We start from the raw sequence: 15,171 nt of genomic DNA on the forward strand, positions 1-15,171 counted from the left end.
CCGTTTATATTGGGTCGAAATTGGGCGATAAACACTTGAAGATAACGGTCAAATTTGGGCGGTTTAATCTGTCCGAGAGTCCCCGTATCCATCCACTCTGTATGATTGAGTATGTCGAGTCATCCTAAATTTTGGCAGACGGGTCTGTTGGAAAATCTGATTCTGGAACCCTCCCCGGTGACGATCGCGCCGGAAACGGTTCTGCACGATGCGATCGCGACGATGAGTCGGGGGGCCGTCGATGTCCTGGTCGTCCTTGACAATCAGATTCCCGTCGGCCTGCTGACGGCGGCTGACGTGGTGCGGGGGGTCGCCGAAGGGATCGATTTCACCCGGGTTCCGGTCGCCGAGGTGATGGGTTCTTTAGCCCCCACCGTTACAGCGTCGGAGTTGGCCGATATCTCCGCCCTCTGGCAGTTGTGCGATCGCACGGCCGCGGATTATTTGGTCGTCGTCGGCGACGGGGATGAATTCGCCGGCTTGATTTCTCGCTCGAACCTTTTGAAAAGTATCGACCTCGCCGCCCTCTGGGAGCAGGTCGCACGCCTGGAAGCCGAAAATGCCGAACTGCGCGATATGGGCCGCCAGAGATTTCAAGAAATCGAGCAAGAATTTAACGACCTCAAAAGTCGCTTTATCACGACAGTTTCTCACGAATTTCGCACCCCCCTGACCACCATTTCTTTCTCGGCGGGATTGCTGGAAAATCACGGCAAAAAATTTTCTGACGAAAAACAAAAAACCCATTTCCACCGGATCAAGTTGGGCATCCAGCAGATGACCGAAATGTTGAACGAAATTCTGATCATCGGGCAGGCGGAAGCTGGGAAAATTGTCCCCCATCCCACCGCGATCGACATCGCCCAATTTTTGACGAATTTGATCGAAGAATTTCAACTGACGACGGACAGACACAATTTGATGATGACCGGCCAGACGGACTGTCCTCAAGCCCACCTCGACGAGGATCTTCTCAACCAGATTGTGGGCCACCTCATTTCCAACGCGATCAAATATTCTCCCGAAGGAGGGGATATCAAAATTGACTGGTTCTGCTCGGGCGATCGCCTGATATTTCGCATCCAGGACTGGGGAATTGGCATCCCCGAAAAAGATCGGGAGTATCTGTTCGAGCCCTTTCATCGGGCGAGCAATGTCGGTACAATATCAGGGACGGGCTTGGGACTGCCGCTGGTCAAAAAAGCTGTGGACCTACAGGGCGGAGAAATCATCGTGGAAAGCGAAGAGACCGGCGGCACAACCTGTACTGTCATACTGCCACTGATGCTAAAAAAATGAAAAAAATATTGGTGATCGAAGATGAAGAGCTGGTCCGCGAGAACTTGGTGGACTTGCTCCAAATTGAAGATTTTCAGGTATTGGAAGCCGCCGACGGCCGGCTCGGCGTAAAACTGGCTCAGGAGGAGCAGCCCGACCTGATTTTGTGCGATGTCATGATGCCCAGACTCGACGGCTACGGCGTCCTCTCCCAACTCCGCAAGAATCCGAAAACAGCCATGATTCCTTTTATTTTTATGACGGCTTTGGCCGACCGGACCAACGCCCGCAAGGGGATGGAATTGGGGGCCGACGATTATATTACCAAACCCTGCACGGCGACGGAACTGCTGACGGCGATCACCGTCCGCTTGGAGAAACATTCCGCCGTTCAAAATCATTATCAAAATCAACTCCTTTCCATCGAAGAAAAACTCAATCAACTCATTTATCGCGACGGGGTGACGGAGTTGCCCAACCGGCTGGCCCTGCGCGATCGCTTCCATCAAATTCGGGACGAAGCAGAACTGTTCCGTTCCGGACTGATTCCCATCTTCTGTTTGAGTTTGGATCGATTCAACCGCATCAACGATACCTTGGGCTATGAATTCGGAGAAAAACTGCTGAAAGCCGTGGGAGAACGCCTCCAGAATTTTATCGCCTCCCAAGGTACCGTCGCCCACCTGAACGGTGAAGAATTCGCCGTGATTTTGGAGACGATGAGAACCGAAGCGGAGGTCTGCCAACAGGGAGAAATCATCCGAAATTCTCTGTCCCAACCCTTCTCCATCGACGGACATGAAATTTTTCTGACGGTGAGTCTCGGCATCGCCCTCTACCCCCGCCACGGAACGGAGATTGATTCCCTCCTCAAAAACAGCAAAACAGCCCTGCACGAAAGCCGCCGGCAGAACGGCAATTGTTGGACGATGTATCAGGAAATATTGGATGCAGCCGATTCCGATTATATCGCTTTGGAAGCGGATCTCCAACACGCGATCGAGCGGAACGAATTGCAGCTTTACTACCAGCCTAAAGTGGACTTGAAAACCGGCGAAATCGTCGGGGCGGAGGCGTTGCTGAGGTGGCAGCGGGGCGATCGCGGCTTCGTCTCGCCGGCGGTCTTTATCCCCCTCGCTGAAGAAACCGGTTCCATCGAAGCCATCGGAGAATGGGTTGTAAAAACCGCCTGCCGCCAGCTCAAATCGTGGCAGGCCGTCGGCATCTCGCTGCCGGTGGCGGTGAACATTTCCGCCTGCCAGTTCAACCAAACTAACTTCCGGAAACAGTTGATCGATATTTTACTCCAAGAATCCTTGGATGCCTCCTATCTGGAATTGGAACTCACCGAAAGCGTCTTGGTCAAAAATGAGGAACTGTCGATCCGAAAATTGAATTCGTTGAAAGCTCTGGGGTTGGGAATCGCGATCGACGATTTCGGCACGGGTTACTCCTCCCTCAGCTACCTGAATCAATTCCCCTTCGACACCTTGAAATTGGACCGCTGCTTCGTCCAAAATGTAGACCAAAATCCGAAAACCCAAGCCATCGTCCGGGCGGTGACGGCGATGGCCAAGCAACTCAACCTCCGGATCATCGCCGAAGGGGTGGAAACGGAAGCCGAACTCCGCTTTATCGCCGAAAATCTCTGCGATGAAATCCAGGGTTATCTCTTCAGTCGCCCCCTCCCCGCCGACGAATTTTTGGCCCTGGTGAAAAGCGGGAAAAAATTGCAACTACCCGACTAAATTGCGGTCGTGGGGTTCCATAAAATCAATTTCCGGGCCGAGGGGGACGATGCCAGTCGGATTGATGCTTTTATGGCTTTCGTAGTAATGCCCTTTGATGTGTCGGAAATTCACCGTTTCCGCCACCCCCGGAATTTGATATAAATCCCGCAGATATCCCCACAAATTCCGATAGTCCGCGATGCGGCGGAGATTGCACTTGAAATGCCCCACATAAACGGGGTCAAAACGCACCAACGTGGTGAACAATCGCCAGTCCGCCTCCGTGACGCGATCGCCCGTCAAATACCGCCGCGAAGACAGCCGATCTTCTAACCCATCCAGGGTTTCAAACAGCGGTTTCACCCCCTCTTCGTAGGCGGCTTGGGTCGTCGCGAATCCGGCCTTGTACACGCCGTTATTCACGGTATCGTAAATGCGATCGTTGAGGGCGTCGATCTCCCCCCGCAACGGTTCTGGATAGTAATCCCCCGGTTTCGCCCCCACCCCGTCAAACGCACTGTTGAACATCCGGATAATTTCCGCCGACTCATTGTTGACAATCGTCTGCTTTTGCTTGTCCCAAAGCACCGGAACCGTCACCCGCCCGGAATAATTCGGATCGGCTTTCGTATAAACTTCGTGGAGGTATTTCGCCCCATGAATCGGGTCGGGAATCACCCCTTCCGCCGGTTCAAACGTCCAGCCATTTTCCCCCATGTACCAATTGACGACGGACAGGGAAATCATCGATTCGAGTCCCTTCAACGCCCGAAAAATCAGAGTCCGGTGGGCCCACGGGCAGGCGTAGGAAATATACAGGTGATAGCGTCCGGGTTCGGCTTTGAAGCCGCCGGACCCCGCGACTCCCGGACTGCCGTCGGCCGTCACCCAGTTGCGAAATTGGGACGCTTGCCGGACGAAACGGCCCCCCGTGCTTTCGGTGTCATACCACTGGTCATGCCAGACGCCATCAATCAAAAGTCCCATAATTTTTCACGACTCAATGTATTATTTAAACGTTATTATAAAGCCGTCCCAAATTATTTTAAAAAAATTATGTCTTCCATCCCCTCCGGTTTGATCGTTTCCTGTCAGGCGCCCGCCGACTCCCCCCTCCACGATCGCGAAATGATCGCCGCGATCGCCCAAACTGCTGTGATGCGGGGGGCCGTGGGGGTGCGGATCGACAGCCCCGCCCACGTCGAAGCGGTACGAAAGCGGATTTCCGAACCCATCATCGGCTTGTGGAAACGGCAAATTCCGGGTTATTCCGTCTACATCACCCCCCAATTTGAAGATGCCGCCGCGATCGCCGCCGCCGGGGCGGATATCATCGCGATCGACGCCACATTGAGGAAGCGTCCGGGGGGCGAAACGGTGTCCGATTTGATCGCACAAATTCACGACAAACTCGGCAAATTGGTGATGGCGGATATCGATACTTTAGACGCCGCGATCGCCGCGATCGAAGCCGGTGCGGATGTGGTCGGAACCACGCTATACGGCTACACAGAAGCCACTCAAAACCTGTCGCCCCCCGCCTTTGAACTCCTGGAAGAATTGGCGAAACGGGCGGAGATTCCGGTGATTTGCGAGGGGGGAATCGCATCCCCGGAGATGGCAAAACGGGCGATCGCGTTGGGGGCGGATGCGATCGTTGTCGGCACGGCAATTACCGGCATCGATTACTTGGTAGAGGGATTTAATGAGGCGGTGAAAGCGGCTTTTTCTTGATTCGATGGGGGGTGAAATTTGGGTGCGATCGCACCCCCTAAAATTTCCCATTCTACCCGGTGACAAATCCCTCAAACTTTGCTATAATCGGAACACCACAAGCCCACAATACACTCGGCGTTGGATTGTTGATATGGCTCAGGCAACTCTTACCCCAAAAGTTAAAGACGAAATTACCCGTCTTTCGGAAACCAATAAAGTTGATGCAAAGCTCCTTGAGGAGTTTGCCTATTTTGTAGTCAAAAATTCCGACAAGAAATCCGATAAAAGCGTCAAATCTTTGAGCATCGACGAATTGAAAACAGCAATTTACAATCGCTTTAGTGTTAACAATACCGATGATTTGAAGCGATCGGGTGCCTTTAAAATGGCGACAGAGGGCATGGAAAAATTAAATTTTCGATTCAAATCGAGCTGGGAGTTAATGTATCGAAAATTTATTGGAATATTGCCCCACGAGCAGAATCAAGAAGGGTATGGTTGTATTAACGGAATCGATGTGTTTCAATATTTCAAGCCTTGGCAGGTATTTGGTTTAGACCCTAAAATTGCTACCAAAGATGACATCAAAAAGGCTTATTATCGGTTATCTAAAATTTATCATCCCGACAATCCAGAAACTGGAGACAGGCAAATTTTTGAAAAAATTGAAATCATGTATAAAAGCATTGTATTCGAGTTGTAAATACGTCAATAATTGATATTGTGCGATTAATTTTCGTTATCTATTTTTCGATAAGCCGGTCAATTTTAAAAATAATTGGAAGATAAATTGGCATGAACTTTGACAGCACAACATTTTACATTAAAGACACTCAGCTTAGTATTGCTTTGGACTTGAAACCCCAAAATTTTGATGTGAAGGTCAATGCTATTGCTTCTTCACGCAGTGGAATGGTGGCAATGACAAAAGCTGTACGGTGGATAACTTTATCGACTTTATTGAGTGGCATTATCCGAACAAACATCAAGCCATTTTAAAGTTATACAATAGGCGCAGAATTCTATTGTTGAAATTAAGTCAACTCCAACGCGCATTACCTGCCGGACCCGAACGGGTTGCAGAAACGATGCGACAACTCTCTCTTTTCGATGATTTAGACGATCGCTCCGACTTCTCCTAAACCGACACCAATTCCTGATTCCGGGGGATCTCGTAAGTCATAAAATCGTGAGCCATTTCCGTATTCGGAAAAATCGCCCGGGCTTCCTTCAACAAATCCTCCAAAATGATATCGTTTCCCGGCGCGTAGCGGGGGCTGAAATGGGTCATCAACAGCGTTTTCACCCCGGCGGCAAGAGCCACCTGCGCCGCCATCGTGGAGGTGGAATGGAGGCGCTGAAATGCCATCTCCGCATCAACGTGGGAGAAGGTCGCCTCGTGCACCAAAACGTCCGCACCCTGGGCGAGTTCCACGGCCCCTTCGCAGAAAACCGTGTCGGTACAGTAAACGAATTTGCGGCCGATTTCCGGCTGGCCGCAGAGGGCGGAACCGTTGATGATGCGGCCGTCCGGGAGGGTGACAATTTCCCCCCGTTTCAGTTGGGCGTAAACGGGTCCGGGCGGGATGCCCAACGCCTTGGCTTTTTCCACGTTAAACCGTCCGGGGCGATCTTTTTCTTCCACCCGGTAGCCGAAGGCCGGGACGCGGTGTTTCAGGGGGCCGCAGCGGATGATATATTCGTTATCTTCGTAAATGATGCCGGGTTGGACGGGGTGGATTTTGACGGGGTAGGAAAAATGGGTGTGGGAGTAGCGGATGCAGGATTTGATGTACCTTTCCAAGTCGGCCGGACCGTGGATATCGATGCGGGTGGCATTTCCCGCCAGACCGCAACTGGCGAGTAACCCCATCAATCCGAAAATGTGGTCGCCGTGCATATGGGTGATGAAGATACGGTTGAGTTGGCTGACCCTGAGTTCGCTGCGGAGAAATTGGTGCTGGGTTCCCTCGCCGCAGTCGAACAGCCAAACTTCCGCCCGCTGGCTGGGACGCAGGGCGATGCCGGAGACGTTGCGCGATCGCGTCGGGACGCCGGAACTGGTTCCTAGAAAGGTAATTTGCAAAACTTCGATTCCCCCAATCCAATTTCACTGTGTGTTATAAATCCAGGATGTGGCAGGCACAGACGCACTGCCCCTGAATGCGGCAGGCACAGACGCACTGCCCCTACCACGATTCTATCGGGATTTAATTGTATCTAGGTATACCATCTACCGAATACCGACACCATGACTTCTGGCATCTTTGTAACTTCCCTCGTTTTTCGGCCTCTGAAGCGTTACGGGGGGCTGTCTCTGCTGTTCTGGCTGCTGTCAGTTTCCCCGGCGGCGGCTTCCGTTTTGATGCGGGTGGCGGTGGAAACGGGAGCCTCCCAGGTGAAGGTGGGAAGTTCCACCGCCGCCACGGTTCGGGACGGGAGCGGTCGCGTGTTGGGCCAACTCTCCCAAATGGGGGGAAGCGTCGCCCAGTCCGCATCGGGTCAGGTGGCGATCGGAGAGTGGAAGGCGAGCCAAATTTGGGTGGAACCGGCGGAAAACGGCCAGGTGTGGATCGGGGATGGATGGTATCGGGGGCGGGTGTTGCTCGTGCCCCGCAACGGCGGTCTGACGGCGATCAATTATGTCGATCTCGAACAGTATCTCTACAGCGTCCTGGGGGCGGAAATGGGGGGAAATTGGCCCCAGGAGGCTTTGAAAGCCCAGGCGGTGGCGGCGCGGACCTACGCCCTCTACAAGCGTCAAAATAACAGCGGCGAACTCTTCGATCTCGGCGACGACCAGAATTCCCAGGTGTATCCGGGGGTGTCCGGGGAGTCGGCGGGAACCCAGGCGGCGGTGAATGCCACGGCGGGCCAGGTGTTGACCTACAACGGCCAGGTGATTTTGGCGGTGTTTCACTCGTCTTCCGGGGGGCACACGGAAAATGTGGAGGATGTCTGGGACAACCCGCTGCCCTACCTGCGGGGGGTTCCGGATTTCGATCGCGGTTCTCCGGTGTTCGAGTGGACAAAAACTTTTTCGGTGAGTGACCTCAGCAACCGCATTTCTGGGGTGGGCGAAGTGACATCCATGACGCCGGAGCGGACTTCGGCTTTCGGCAGTGTGATTACTATGAAGGTGGTGGGAAGTGGGGGGACTCGGGTGGTCAGCGGCGAGGATATCGCCCGGGCGTTGGGGTTGCGGAGTACCCGATTTCGGGTGAATCGCAACGGCAGTTCGGGCAATTTTGTGGTCAACGGCCGCGGGTTCGGCCACGGGGTCGGCTTGAGTCAGTGGGGGGCGTATAATTTGGCGAATTCGGGTTACAATTACCAGCAAATTCTCGCCCATTATTATCGGAATACGACTCTGGCACGGATTCAGATTCAGTAAATTATCGGGTCTAGAAACCCGGTTTCTTTCAATATCTGTGCGGGGAAAAAGAAAAGCTTCTAGAAACCGGGTTTCTTTCAATATCTGTGCGGGGAAAAAGAAAAGCTTCTAGAAACCGGGTTTCTTTCAATATCTGTGCGGGGAACGAAAACTCTTCTAGAAACCCGGTTTCTTCTGTCCACAAGGCACTCTTCCCCATTCCGCCAATATCGGTTTAAAATAGAATGTCACGACCCGCAGGATATCGACAGAGAGCAATTATAAATTATGGCACAGTTAAATTACTATAGAGTCTTGGAAATTTCCCCGCAAGCCACCCAGACGGAAATCAAAAACGCCTACCGCCGGCTGGCCAAAAAATTCCATCCGGACAGCCAAAAAGAAACGGCAAATCACGACCGGATTATCAGGATTAACGAAGCCTACGAAGTGCTCGGCGACCCCCAAAAGCGGCGCGGGTACGATCGCACCCTCTCCAGCCGACCCACCGTCAACCGGGGCGCCTCCAGAACCCCGTCCCGGCGATCGCGTCAGACGGCGCGATCGGTGGATTTCGACCTGCAGAGGTGGCTGCAACAGGTCTATCAACCCGTCAATCACAATATTGATCGCATCTTCAAACCCTTCAAACGGGAACTCGACAACTTATCCGGCGACCCATTTGACGACGAATTGATGGCTGATTTTCAAGATTATATCGAAACCTGCCGGGACATTCTCGCCGAAACCCAAACCCTGTTCCGTTCCACCCCCAACCCTTCCAATATCGCCGGAGTTGCCGCCCATTTGTACTACTGCCTCAACCATATCGGCGACGGCATTGAAGAACTGAATCTGTTCACCCTCAATTATGACGATTCCTACCTGCACGCCGGACAGGAATTTTTCCGAATTGCGGAGGGACTGAGGCGGGAAGCCCGGGCGGAAATGAATCAATTTTTCTGAGTCAACGGCGATCGCAGCGCGATGGTTCGGAGCGCGATCGCCCCGGCGGGGATATCGGCCTTGAAAAAGATTGCCAAACTCATTAGATTAGTTGAAACGAACTTAACAAGAAAAAATTAACGTGCTTTTATGGAATGCATTGTCACTCGTCGGGCGCAGTTTTCAGCCAGTCACCGCTACTGGTTGCCGGAACTGAGCGAAGCGGAAAACTTTGAACGGTTCGGGCCGACCGCCCGCGCCCCCGGTCACGGACACAATTACGTCCTGTACGTTTCGATGGTCGGGGAACCGGACGAATACGGCATGGTCTTCAACCTGTCCGATGCCAAGCAGACCATCCGAAAGGAAGTCACCGACCAACTCGACTTTTCCTTTCTCAACGAAGCGTGGCCGGAATTCAAACAGACGTTGCCCACCACTGAATGTCTGGCCCAGGCGATCTGGAACCGTTTGGCCCCCCACCTGCCCCTGACCAACATTCAAGTATTTGAACACCCGGAACTTTGGGCCGATTATCGAGGAAATGGAATGGAAGCTTATTTGACCGTCAGCACCCACTTTAGCGCGGCCCACCGACTCGCCCACCCGGATCTCAGCTACGAGGAAAATTGCCGGATTTACGGCAAGTGCGCCCGCCCCCACGGTCACGGCCACAACTACCACTTGGAAGTCACCATCTGTGGCGACATCGACCCCCGCACGGGGATGATCGCCGACCTGGCCGCCGTCCAACGGGCGATCGCGGATCGGGTGGTCGAACCCTTCGACCACACCTTCCTCAACAAGGATATCCCCCACTTCGCCAAAGTCGTGCCGACGGCGGAAAATATCGCGGTTCACATCCGGGATTTGCTGCAAAATCCGATCCGCGAGTTGGGCGCCGAACTCCACAAAATCAAACTGATCGAAAGCCCCAACAATTCCTGCGAGGTTTACTGCACCCGGTCGGAGGGGCAATCGACCCCCAGTCAAGACCGGGAACCGATCGCGGTCGGGGTGCGATCGATTCCCGATATCAGCCACAATTGAATCCAGACACGGCGGGCATTTGGCCCGCTTTTTTGTCAGGGGAACTGAAATCACCTGAATCTGAGGGTTTCCCCCTTTCCATTCCCCATTCCCCATTCCCCATTCCCTGCCCTGAAATTCCTGAGCGATCGAAATCCCCCCGTAGTTAGGAAGTAGCCGTGAGCCCCCCCGGAGTGCCGGCTCCGAAGGCAGATGGGGGGTCGCGTCGAGCGGTCCGTCGCCCATCCCCCCCATTATCAACAGTGAGATCCATGAGGTTATCGACCATAGCCCTTCTGACCCTGGCGGCCCTGGCGGCTCAGGAATCCCTGAGCGAGGCGAGTCCCGTCCCTGAACAGACCTGGGAAAACAACCCCGTTTCCGAGGCGGAAAATTTTGTCGATGCGATCGATATCGCGACGCCCCAAACCGTCGCTTCCGTGAGCGCCCCCGAAACCTGGAGTCGCCCCCAGTTGGGCGGAGAATCGCCATTTTCAGCGACGGTCGCCTCGACTCAATCCGCCCAACTCAACACCGGGTCGGGTCAATCCGAATTGGGCGCCACGATTATTTTACTCAATACGTTACTTTTGAGCGCGACATTATCGCCCATTTTGACCCTGATGTTTTTCTGGATGGTGCGGCGGTTTGTGATTCGGGAACTCGTGGGCGAAACGGCAAAACGCCTGCGGCAGGTGGACGGCTTGGAAACGCAATTGAAAACCTCCAATCACCGTTCCAGGCGATTGATCCAAGATTTAGAACTGCAAGTTCAAACCGCTCAAAAATCCATCGATTTTCTGACCCGAGAAGCGGAAGCATCGAAGGCTTCGATCCGGGAATTGGAACAACTCAAAGCCCAGTTTATCAGCCAGTTGCAGGGGATGATCGCAGAGGTGCGGCAGGCGAAAACCGAGGCCTTGGGACGGGTGGAAAAGCCGACCGTGCCGACCCCTAAAACGCCACCGAGCGCGCCGAAACCCGCGCCGAAACCGCAGGCGGCGACGATCCCACAGAAGAAGCATTCCCCGCCTCATCAATCGTTGATTGCGGACGATTATTTGAAACAGGGAGAAGCGCTGATTTCTCAACGCAAATATACGGAAGCGATCGCCGCGTGCGATCGCGCCTTGGAACTCAACCCCAATTTGGGGGAAGCCTGGTATCAGCGGGGCAATGCCCTGGTGCGGTTAAAGCGCCATTCGGAAGCCCTCGGGAGCTATGATCGCGCCCTCTCGATGCAGTCCGGGCGAGCGGAAACCTGGTACAATCGGGGCAACGTGTTGGTGCGCCTGAAGCGCTACTATGAGGCTCTGGAGTCCTACGATCGCGCCCTAAAAATCCGACCGGACGATTACGAAGCTTGGCACAATCGGGGGGCCTTGCTGCGGAAATTTAAGCGGTATGAAGAAGCGATCGAGTCCTACGATCGCGCCATCGCGGTGGAACCGAACCACTACGAAACTTGGCACAATCGGGGTAATGTATTGAGTAAATTGCGGCGCTACGAGGAGGCGATCGGGTCCTACGACCGCGCCATCCAAATCAACGCCGGCCAATTCGAGATCTGGGCGAATCGGGCGATCGCCCTGTGTCACCTGAACCGATACGCCGACGCGGTGGCGTCCTATGAACAGGCGATCGCCATCCATCCGAAAGAACCGGAATTGTGGAGCGCCCAGGGGGCACTTTTTGCCAAGTTGCGGCGGTACTCTGAGGCCCTGGAATCCTACGATCGCGCCACGAGTCTCAAACCGGACAATTATGCGGCGTGGATGGCGAGGGGGGAAGTGTTGGGGGCGTTAAAAAAATACGACGATGCGGTTGCCAATTGGGACCGGGCGATCGCTTTGAAACCGGACGCCGGCGACGCCTGGCGCCGGCGGGGAATTTGTTTGGAAAAATTGCAACGCCACGACGACGCGATCGCCTCTTTCGACACCGCGATCGCCCTGAAGCCGGACGACGCGGAAAGCTGGCGGCACCGGGGGGCCCTGCTGTCGAGACTCAACAAATACCAGGAGGCGATCGCTTCTTTGGGAAAGGCGATTTCCATTCAAAAAGAGTTGCGAAATGGCAAAGTTGAGGGCGACTCGCCGACGCAACAGAACGGCTTTTCTGCGGTGGCCACTTAATTGATACCGTTTCGTCGATAGAAAAGCACTCGGAGTTCCCGATGACCGATGACCGATGACCGATGACCGATGACCGATGACCGGCGCGCCACGCTATTCTCGCCAAAAAAAATCCCCTGGCCGTAGCCGGGGGAAAGCCATCAGGGTGCATCTATGATTGATATTTCCTGTCCTGGGTGAAGCGATCCGGGAAATTTTTAAAAAAGACGTGCGCGAACTGGAAATCCCCGCAATCCGGCGATCGCGGGGATGTTGTTCGGTATTGCACCCACAAATATCAGGCGATGATGGTGTCGGGATTAACATAAAAAACCGCCACCGTCGTATTTTTTACGGATATTTTAATCTTTTGAGCCAGACGCATCAGCGAAACCGGTTCCTGAAGCAGAGACTTCGAGGTGGCGATCGCTTCTGCGAGATCCTGACTCATGCACTGAATGTGCAGAACACCCCACCGCCGATATACCTTACATTGCCCCAAGGGCTTGAGCTGTTGCAGTTCCGCTTGGTTCTCCCGGTAGAAGTCCCAGATCAATCGTGTTAACTGTGAAGGTCTTCTCATGTCACTGATGGCAATAACATCACATTCAGCAGTATCGGCGCCCACAAAAATTGTTAAAGTGCGCGTTCTTATATTACTCATTGAAACTCATATTTCGGATTCTGAGTATGACTTCGACACAAGACTTAATAAGCGAATGATCGCGACAACTTGGCTTTAAAAGCTAAAAGCCAATTGTGACACGAGTTTGGAGTGGCGGCCTCGTCAATTCCATGTAACAAAATTGAAAATGATCTTTACAAAACGCGATAAACGTGAGATGAGCTGTCCTCTGACCTTTGCCTTTTAGTCGCCGCAATACACCACCAAATCGATCTCGACATCGCCGAAACCCGCCAGTCCCAAGACCCCCACCGTCGTCCGGCAGGGGAGGCGTCCGGCTTGGAAGTAGGACGCATAGACGGCGTTAACCGCCTCGTAATAGCGAAAATCCGTCACGAACACCCGGGACATCACGACGCGATCGAATCCCGTCCCAGCCTGTTCGAGGACCAATCTCAAGTTTTCCATCACCCGCCGCGTCTGTTCTTCGATGGGTCCGGTGACGACTTCCCCGGTTTGGGGATCTTCCGAAAGCTGGCCGGTCACGAAGAGAAAATCTCCCGCCCGCACGGCGTGGGAATAGGGCGCAACCGGGGGAAGCAGGTTGTCGGGGAGGGTGAGATATTCCAGCATGGGGGCGACCAGAGGGTTCGAGTTCGACTTCACTTTAAATCAAACCGGTTCGGTTGCCCACAGTTTTTCCAAAATTTTCTCACAATTCTCTAAATTTTCTAAAATTGGCGACATCGCGCCCATTTCCCACGATCCGCAAATCGCACCCCCCGCATCGGTCGGCCGCCGTGATAGGATATTAGTTTTGCAATAACTCTTACACACGACTTGCACCGAAGGAGATCTCCGCTATGGCCCGTATGTACTACGATGCCGATGCCAACCTCGACCTATTGGCCGGTAAAACGATCGCGATCGTCGGTTACGGCTCCCAAGGCCACGCCCACGCCCTCAACCTCAAAGACAGCGGCATGAACGTCATCGTCGGGCTGTATCCGGGGAGCAAGTCGGCCGCCAAAGCCAAAGATGCCGGACTGACGGTGTACCCCGTGGACCAGGCTGCCAAACAGGCGGATATCATCATGATCCTGCTGCCGGACGAAGTGCAAAAAACCGTCTTCAAAAACGAGATCGAACCCAACCTCAGCGAAGGCAAAGTGTTGGCATTTGCCCACGGATTCAACATCCACTTCGGCCAGGTCGTCCCCCCCGAAAATGTGGACGTGATCATGGTGGCGCCCAAGGGCCCCGGACATCTGGTGCGCCGCACCTACGAGGAAGGCCAGGGCGTCCCCTGTCTGTTCGCGGTGTACCAGGATGCCTCGGGACAGGCTCGCGATCGCGCGATGGCCTACGCCAAGGGCATCGGCGGTACCCGGGGCGGCATCCTGGAAACCACCTTCCGGGAAGAAACCGAAACCGACCTGTTCGGCGAACAGGCGGTCCTGTGCGGCGGCTTGAGCGCCCTGATCAAAACCGGATTCGAGACCCTCGTCGAAGCCGGCTACCAGCCTGAACTGGCCTATTTCGAGTGCCTCCACGAAGTCAAACTGATCGTGGATTTGGTCGTCGAGGGCGGCTTGGCGCAGATGCGGGACAGCATCTCCAATACCGCCGAATACGGGGATTATACTCGCGGCCCCCGGGTCGTCAACGAGGCCACCCGCCAAGAAATGCGCCAGATCTTGAAAGAAATTCAAAGCGGCCAGTTCGCTCGGGAATTCGTGTTGGAAAATCAATCCGGCAAACCCGGTTTCACAGCCATGCGCCGCCAGGAGGCCGAACATCCCATCGAGGAAGTGGGCAAAGACCTGCGGGCCATGTTTAGCTGGCTGAAGAAGAAAGCCTAGGGCGCGGCGCGGGAGTCGGGAGTCGGGAATAGGGAATAGGGAATAGGGAATAGGGAATAGGGAATAGAAAGCAGAGCCCCTTTGCTCCCTCCGCTTCCTCTGCTTCCTCCGCTTACCGAAGCCCCTTAGCCCCGCCCCACCTAATCTTCTTCGGCGGGTTGGCCTTTTTGCTCCAACTGTTCCACATCCTTTTCCCGCTGTTCGTTGAAATTCTGAGGAGTCAGCCAGTCGGGGACGAGTCCGACCAAAAACTCGCGGCTCGTCTGGCTTGCACTCCGGACGGACTTCGGCAGGAATTCAAAACTATCTCCGGAGGTGATAAAGGTAATCACCAAAATGATCAACGCAGTCCCAAGAATTTTTTTAGGGGTCATATCGCACCATTGGGGATGAAATGTTATCGCAATTTACCATCGCCGAAGTCGGTGGAAATTCAAGTGACCGACTCGCCACGACCGGCCAAAATTGTCATCTACAAAGAATTATAGACACCGGCAAA

At 54.1% G+C, this 15,171-nt stretch carries 14 protein-coding genes; 9 read left to right on the forward strand and 5 right to left on the reverse strand.

Features of this window, described 5'->3' with window-relative positions:
• Window positions 1–111: 111 nt before the first annotated feature.
• Together LKE08_RS07180 and LKE08_RS07185 are read left to right on the forward strand one after the other, a co-directional pair.
• Window positions 112–1,299 (forward strand): ATP-binding protein, encoded by a 1,188-nt coding sequence (locus tag LKE08_RS07180; protein ID WP_324703524.1) that lies wholly within the window; start codon window positions 112–114, stop codon window positions 1,297–1,299.
• Entirely contained in the window at window positions 1,296–3,026 is a 1,731-nt protein-coding gene (locus LKE08_RS07185) for an EAL domain-containing protein (protein WP_324703525.1), read from the forward strand. Before LKE08_RS07180 ends, LKE08_RS07185 begins: the two co-directional genes overlap by 4 nt.
• Here the strand turns inward: LKE08_RS07185 and LKE08_RS07190 are convergent.
• Window positions 3,015–3,995 carry a glutathione S-transferase family protein gene (locus LKE08_RS07190; RefSeq protein WP_324703526.1) on the reverse strand — a complete coding sequence of 327 codons (981 nt, stop codon included), beginning with the start codon at window positions 3,993–3,995 and terminating at the stop codon, window positions 3,015–3,017. The two genes, LKE08_RS07185 and LKE08_RS07190, sit on opposite strands and share 12 nt — an antisense overlap.
• Before the next feature lie 69 nt (window positions 3,996–4,064).
• On the opposite strand from LKE08_RS07190, the gene LKE08_RS07195 reads away from it, so the two are divergent.
• Window positions 4,065–4,742 (forward strand): N-acetylmannosamine-6-phosphate 2-epimerase, encoded by a 678-nt coding sequence (locus LKE08_RS07195; RefSeq protein ID WP_324703527.1) that lies wholly within the window; start codon window positions 4,065–4,067, stop codon window positions 4,740–4,742.
• A gap of 133 nt (window positions 4,743–4,875) precedes the next feature.
• Complete coding sequence (locus LKE08_RS07200) at window positions 4,876–5,427, forward strand: DnaJ domain-containing protein (protein WP_324703528.1); 552 nt, start codon at window positions 4,876–4,878, stop codon at window positions 5,425–5,427.
• 435 nt (window positions 5,428–5,862) lie between these two features.
• Here the strand turns inward: LKE08_RS07200 and LKE08_RS07205 are convergent, their stop codons facing one another.
• The gene (locus LKE08_RS07205) at window positions 5,863–6,810 is read right to left on the reverse strand and encodes a ribonuclease Z (protein ID WP_324703529.1); all 948 of its coding nucleotides are present in this window, start codon (window positions 6,808–6,810) and stop codon (window positions 5,863–5,865) included.
• Window positions 6,811–6,975: 165 nt separating this feature from the next.
• On the opposite strand from LKE08_RS07205, the gene LKE08_RS07210 reads away from it, so the two are divergent.
• The 4 genes from LKE08_RS07210 to LKE08_RS07225 all read left to right on the forward strand — a co-directional run bounded on the left by LKE08_RS07210 (window position 6,976) and on the right by LKE08_RS07225 (window position 12,206).
• Entirely contained in the window at window positions 6,976–8,118 is a 1,143-nt protein-coding gene (locus LKE08_RS07210) for a SpoIID/LytB domain-containing protein (protein ID WP_324703530.1), read from the forward strand.
• 267 nt (window positions 8,119–8,385) lie between these two features.
• The gene (locus LKE08_RS07215; RefSeq protein WP_324703531.1) at window positions 8,386–9,063 is read left to right on the forward strand and encodes a DnaJ domain-containing protein; all 678 of its coding nucleotides are present in this window, start codon (window positions 8,386–8,388) and stop codon (window positions 9,061–9,063) included.
• A 129-nt stretch (window positions 9,064–9,192) separates the two neighbouring features.
• The gene (locus LKE08_RS07220; RefSeq protein WP_324703532.1) at window positions 9,193–10,092 is read left to right on the forward strand and encodes a 6-carboxytetrahydropterin synthase; all 900 of its coding nucleotides are present in this window, start codon (window positions 9,193–9,195) and stop codon (window positions 10,090–10,092) included.
• Between the two features lie 251 nt (window positions 10,093–10,343).
• On the forward strand, window positions 10,344–12,206 hold the full coding sequence (locus LKE08_RS07225; RefSeq protein ID WP_324703533.1) for a tetratricopeptide repeat protein: 1,863 nt from the start codon (window positions 10,344–10,346) through the stop codon (window positions 12,204–12,206).
• A 277-nt stretch (window positions 12,207–12,483) separates the two neighbouring features.
• Here the strand turns inward: LKE08_RS07225 and LKE08_RS07230 are convergent, their stop codons facing one another.
• Together LKE08_RS07230 and LKE08_RS07235 are read right to left on the reverse strand one after the other, a co-directional pair.
• The gene (locus tag LKE08_RS07230) at window positions 12,484–12,768 is read right to left on the reverse strand and encodes a hypothetical protein (RefSeq protein WP_324703534.1); all 285 of its coding nucleotides are present in this window, start codon (window positions 12,766–12,768) and stop codon (window positions 12,484–12,486) included.
• A 285-nt stretch (window positions 12,769–13,053) separates the two neighbouring features.
• The gene (locus LKE08_RS07235) at window positions 13,054–13,476 is read right to left on the reverse strand and encodes a RidA family protein (RefSeq protein ID WP_324703535.1); all 423 of its coding nucleotides are present in this window, start codon (window positions 13,474–13,476) and stop codon (window positions 13,054–13,056) included.
• Between the two features lie 197 nt (window positions 13,477–13,673).
• On the opposite strand from LKE08_RS07235, the gene ilvC reads away from it, so the two are divergent.
• The gene (ilvC, locus tag LKE08_RS07240) at window positions 13,674–14,672 is read left to right on the forward strand and encodes a ketol-acid reductoisomerase (protein ID WP_324703536.1); all 999 of its coding nucleotides are present in this window, start codon (window positions 13,674–13,676) and stop codon (window positions 14,670–14,672) included.
• 140 nt (window positions 14,673–14,812) lie between these two features.
• Here the strand turns inward: ilvC and LKE08_RS07245 are convergent, their stop codons facing one another.
• Window positions 14,813–15,046, reverse strand: coding sequence for a hypothetical protein (locus LKE08_RS07245; RefSeq protein WP_324703537.1), 234 nt, complete (start codon window positions 15,044–15,046; stop codon window positions 14,813–14,815).
• Window positions 15,047–15,171: the final 125 nt, after the last annotated feature.

The organism is Lyngbya sp. CCY1209, assembly GCF_035615495.1.
GTDB lineage: Bacteria > Cyanobacteriota > Cyanobacteriia > Cyanobacteriales > Microcoleaceae > Limnospira.

Bases quoted from the DNA above. Each gene is read 5' to 3' on its own strand.
- LKE08_RS07200 (WP_324703528.1), top strand. From the start codon at position 4,876: ATGGCTCAGGCAACTCTTACCCCAAAAGTTAAAGACGAAATTACCCGT.
- LKE08_RS07215 (WP_324703531.1), top strand. From the start codon at position 8,386: ATGGCACAGTTAAATTACTATAGAGTCTTGGAAATTTCCCCGCAAGCC.
- LKE08_RS07185 (WP_324703525.1), top strand. From the start codon at position 1,296: ATGAAAAAAATATTGGTGATCGAAGATGAAGAGCTGGTCCGCGAGAAC.
- LKE08_RS07220 (WP_324703532.1), top strand. From the start codon at position 9,193: ATGGAATGCATTGTCACTCGTCGGGCGCAGTTTTCAGCCAGTCACCGC.
- LKE08_RS07230 (WP_324703534.1), bottom strand. From the start codon at position 12,768: ATGAGAAGACCTTCACAGTTAACACGATTGATCTGGGACTTCTACCGG.
- LKE08_RS07245 (WP_324703537.1), bottom strand. From the start codon at position 15,046: ATGACCCCTAAAAAAATTCTTGGGACTGCGTTGATCATTTTGGTGATT.
- ilvC (WP_324703536.1), top strand. From the start codon at position 13,674: ATGGCCCGTATGTACTACGATGCCGATGCCAACCTCGACCTATTGGCC.
- LKE08_RS07195 (WP_324703527.1), top strand. From the start codon at position 4,065: ATGTCTTCCATCCCCTCCGGTTTGATCGTTTCCTGTCAGGCGCCCGCC.
- LKE08_RS07190 (WP_324703526.1), bottom strand. From the start codon at position 3,995: ATGGGACTTTTGATTGATGGCGTCTGGCATGACCAGTGGTATGACACC.
- LKE08_RS07180 (WP_324703524.1), top strand. From the start codon at position 112: ATGTCGAGTCATCCTAAATTTTGGCAGACGGGTCTGTTGGAAAATCTG.
- LKE08_RS07225 (WP_324703533.1), top strand. From the start codon at position 10,344: ATGAGGTTATCGACCATAGCCCTTCTGACCCTGGCGGCCCTGGCGGCT.
- LKE08_RS07210 (WP_324703530.1), top strand. From the start codon at position 6,976: ATGACTTCTGGCATCTTTGTAACTTCCCTCGTTTTTCGGCCTCTGAAG.